Raw genomic sequence first — 4,134 nt, 5'->3', positions numbered from 1 at the left:
CCCATCTGCCGCCCAAGAAATCCGGACGCAGACTGAATCAGCTTTCGTTCCACTTCCCCCATACCGGGCGTTTTGCTCTGCCCCAGCAAAACCACCGCGCCAATCACGTCTCCCTCACAGTTAATCGGGCTGATTGCTTCGCAGACATATTCCTCCACGCCTTCCGGAGCGATCTGCACAAAGGTGCGGTCTCCACGTGTCGCAAGAACAATCTGGCGGCTTTCGATCTGCTGCTCCATTTCCCGGCTCAGCGGTTTTCCAATCAGATTTCGGCAGCCTCCTGCCGCCGCGATAAACTGATCCCGATCCGCAATCAAAACCGTATGCCCGGAGACCTGTGCAAGGCTTTCTGCATATTGCCTGGCAAAGGTCGTCATTTCCCCGATCGGAGAATATTTTTTCAGGATGATTTCTCCCTCCCGGTCGGTAAAGATTTCCAGCGGGTCCGCTTCCCGAATCCGCAGCGTTCTGCGAATTTCCTTCGGGATTACGATGCGTCCGAGGTCATCAATCCGACGGACAATTCCTGTTGCTTTCATATAAAAAAGTTCCTCCTGCTTCCTACATACTTTCCATAATTTGTGTGATGTGGGTAGTATGCGGAAAACAGGAGGAATTATGCAAAGCTTTTCTTTTTGTCTGCTCCGACATATGTCTTTTTTAGCGGATAAAATTCGTGCAAAACTGTTTCTCGGTATCGGGATACGGAACGCCTGCTTTTTTGCCTGCTTCAAAGCAACGCATCATCCAAATCATATTTTTGGCAAGGTTGCGCATCGTCTGCATACCCTCTTCGTCCTTCGGCGCGTCCTCCGCCGTCAGCCCGTGCACCATATTCCAGTAAGTCGATCCTGCGGTCGGCATCTGTGCGATTCCGAAATATTTGTTCAACGCGTCCAGCGAAGCCGTCGTCCCGCCTCTTCTTGCGATTGCGACTGCTGCGCCGGGCTTGAATTTGAAGTTTTCATAACTGTTACTGCTGTAAAATGCGCGATCCAGGAAATCGAAAATGCGTCCGCTCGGGTGTGCAAAATAGACTGGCGTTGCGAACACAAAGCCATCCGCATCCTTTGCCTTTTCCACAAATTCATTCACACCGTCATCTGTAAACACACATTTTCCGGTCTTTCCACAGACATTGCACTGCAAGCAATCTGCGATCGGCTTACCGCCGACCTGAATGACCTCCGTTTCAATCCCCTCTGCACGGAATACCTTTTCCATCTCTTCAATCGCTGCCATGGTGGTTCCGTGGAGGTGGCTGCTTCCATTTACAAACATAACCTTCATGCGATAAAATCTCCCTTCTATTGCTCTGTGCCTGCGCAGACAGGAATTTATTGTTCCGGTTGGTTCACATTGACAACCCTGACGCTCTTCGGCAGACTTTCCTGCACAGACGCTTCCGTCAGGATCACTCCGCCCTCGAAGCCTGCGAAGGTTACGGCGTACACTTTCCCGAATTTGGAAGACGTCGCCAGGAAATAGCGGTTTGCGAGCTGCGTATTTTTCACCGCAGTCTGCTTGACCATCGCTTCCCTCGCGTCCGGCGTCGTAAAGCCGCCGTTTTGTTCTACGCCGTTCGTCCCGAAAAATCCCTTGCTGAAATGGTATTTCTGGAGATTTACAACTGCTTCCGCGCCAACGATCGCATCCGTTGAGCTTTTTGGCTCCCCTCCGATCAAAATCACATGGAAGCCCTTGTCCGCGAGCCGCTTTGCATGGGACAGCGCGTTCGTCACATAGGTTGCCTGTGCTTCGCGGATATATTCGATCATCCAGCCGGTCGATGTTCCGGCGTCCAGATAAACGCAGTCATCCCGCTCGATCAGCGACGCGGCGTAACGCGCGATCGCCTGTTTTTCTGCAGTCTGGAGATCTTTTTTCTGCACCATCGAAAGTTCTTTGTTGACAATCTGGGCTGTACGCAGTGCAATCGCCCCGCCGAACACCTTTGTCAGCCTGCCCTCCTGATCAAGCGCAATGATATCACGCCGGATCGTCGATTCCGAACTGTGGAGAATTTCCTTCAGCTCCGCTACTGTAATGCTCTCCCGCTCATATACCAGCCGTACAATTTGTTCCTGACGTTTTTCTGTTAACATAATATCTCCATTTCGATCACGTTTGTGTACGCGGGCTGACCGCGCCGTTTTCACACCATCGCAGGATCCCCGGTGCTTCCTATGTTAGCATACAACATCATGTGATGTCCATCCAATGTGACGTCTTCCTTTCCTTTGAGCGTAAAAAGCTATTCTTTTTTATCCATCGGAACCGTTTCAGGCAACTTTCTTTTTCAGTAATCCAAGGAGTGCGGTTGATACAATCGTTCCGATCACGAGCGCTACCAGATACATCATCGCGTTTCCAACAACCGGGAATACAAAGATTCCGCCGATCATAACTGCTGCCATAATATCGTAGTTGCCTGCCGCAATCGAAGCGGTTCCAAATACATATGCCGCTTTGTTGAACGGTCCGCCCATATCAACAGACATCATACCGCCCAGGATAAAGCCGAGCAGGATCTTGCTGGAGCCGCTCATATTGGCAAGTCCGGAATTCTCATAACTCCTCCGTTCTTAAACCGCTTATCCTGCGGAATGTATTGTTTTCAACAATGCTTCGACTTCAGCCCGGGTCGCAAGCTGTTCGGAAAATGCGCTCGCGCTTCCGGATGCAATCCCCATGTGGAATGCATATTCGTAATCCTTTTTTTCAAGGTATCCTGCGATAAAGCCCGCTACCATCGAGTCTCCTGCGCCAACCGCGTTGACAACCTTTCCCTTCGGCACAGGGCTCATATATTCGCGCCCGTTCTCGTCAATCAGCACAGCACCTTCTCCTGCCATGGATACGAGGACGTTTTTCGCGCCTTTCTCCTGCAGCTTTTTCGCATAAGGGATGACCTCTTCCCTTTTTTTAAGCTCTACGCCGAAAATCTCACCCAACTCATGGTTGTTTGGCTTGATTAAAAACGGGCGATAGGGAAGTACATTCATCAACAAATCCCGCGTCGCATCGACTGCGATTTCAACGCCTTTGTCCTGCAGATCCGCCATGATGTCCATGTAAATCGTATCCGGCATGGACTGCGGAATGCTTCCCGCGAGCACGAGAATGTCACCCGCCTTTAACTGATTGATCTTCTCCCGAAGCGCCGAAACCTGATCCGCCGCGATGTCCGGTCCCATTCCGTTAATCTCCGTCCCGTCAATGTTTTTCAGTTTCACATTGATTCGGGATACTCCCTCTGAAAGTGTCAGAAAATCCGCATGGATGCCATCTGCCGCAACCTTCCGTCTGATTTCCTCTCCGACAAAGCCTGCCAGAAATCCGAATGCTGTGCTTTCAAAACCGAGATTTTTCAAAACATAGGACACATTGATTCCTTTTCCGCCGGCAAGCATCTGTTCATAGGATGTGCGGTTCGTAGCTCCTAATCTGAAATCGTCAACCCCTACGATATAGTCAAGCGACGGGTTAAACGTTACCGTGTAGATCATCTGCCCTCCTCCTTTCTTCTTCGCTTTTGTTAAGTTTATTGTATCGCCGAACTCGTTCAAATTCAATCGTGTTCGTTCGCAAAAATGCAAATTCATTTTTGTCTATTTTGACGTTTTAAGGCTGTTTTTGAATGAGTTTGAATGTTTTAGTGCATTGGGTTGGTGTTCACGGACGCAGGGCTTATCATTCATTTCCGTTTAATATCTCCACTAGTCTTTTTTCTTTGATAATAGCAATTCCCTGACTTTCATCGCCCAATAGGATCAGATTATCCCCTGGCTGAATATCAAATATTTTTCTTGCTTTTGCCGGTATCACAATCTGACCTTTCTCTCCCACTTTCGTGATTCCAAAAACATGCTTTCCCTTTGGCGGAACACCCAGGCCAAGATCATTGCTGTTTTCTCTGTCATAATTTACCAAATCATCCAGACTTACATCCAATACTTCTGCCAGGAGTTTACACTTCTCAATATCAGGTAAAGATTCTCCCGTCTCCCTTAATTAAAGATATTGTTGGGTAAAAAAGAAAGGTCAGTCGATTTTGCCGATGAAGCGGTAGTAGATTTCTACTTCCTGTTCACGGCTTCCGTCCTCGCCCTTGACAGCTTCGTGGACGGTTAT

Annotated in this window: 6 protein-coding genes and 1 pseudogene; all 7 read right to left on the bottom strand. The window is 49.1% G+C overall.

Going from position 1 to position 4,134, the window contains the following annotated elements:
- The coding region (locus OCV62_RS11515) for a stage V sporulation T C-terminal domain-containing protein (RefSeq protein ID WP_262586819.1) at positions 1–539 on the bottom strand (539 nt) is incomplete at its 3' end.
- Between the two features lie 121 nt (positions 540–660).
- Positions 661–1,290 (bottom strand): flavodoxin family protein, encoded by a 630-nt coding sequence (locus tag OCV62_RS11510; RefSeq protein WP_262586817.1) that lies wholly within the window; start codon positions 1,288–1,290, stop codon positions 661–663.
- 47 nt (positions 1,291–1,337) lie between these two features.
- Positions 1,338–2,105, bottom strand: coding sequence for a DeoR/GlpR family DNA-binding transcription regulator (locus OCV62_RS11505; RefSeq protein WP_262586815.1), 768 nt, complete (start codon positions 2,103–2,105; stop codon positions 1,338–1,340).
- 177 nt (positions 2,106–2,282) lie between these two features.
- Positions 2,283–2,567 (bottom strand): annotated as a pseudogene (locus tag OCV62_RS11500) (hypothetical protein); the annotation flags it as partial.
- 27 nt (positions 2,568–2,594) lie between these two features.
- Positions 2,595–3,509, bottom strand: coding sequence for a 1-phosphofructokinase (gene pfkB, locus OCV62_RS11495; protein WP_262586813.1), 915 nt, complete (start codon positions 3,507–3,509; stop codon positions 2,595–2,597).
- A gap of 184 nt (positions 3,510–3,693) precedes the next feature.
- Entirely contained in the window at positions 3,694–3,954 is a 261-nt protein-coding gene (locus OCV62_RS11490) for an AbrB/MazE/SpoVT family DNA-binding domain-containing protein (RefSeq protein WP_262586811.1), read from the bottom strand.
- 90 nt (positions 3,955–4,044) lie between these two features.
- On the bottom strand, positions 4,045–4,134 hold a 90-nt coding region (locus OCV62_RS18505), incomplete at its 5' end, for a DUF4368 domain-containing protein (protein ID WP_416822292.1).

Origin of the sequence: Gallintestinimicrobium propionicum (assembly GCF_025567525.1) — a bacterium.
Lineage (GTDB): Bacteria > Bacillota > Clostridia > Lachnospirales > Lachnospiraceae > Gallintestinimicrobium > Gallintestinimicrobium propionicum.
Note: the sequence above shows the minus strand (reverse complement) of the source record. Positions and strands in the feature narration are given on the sequence as shown.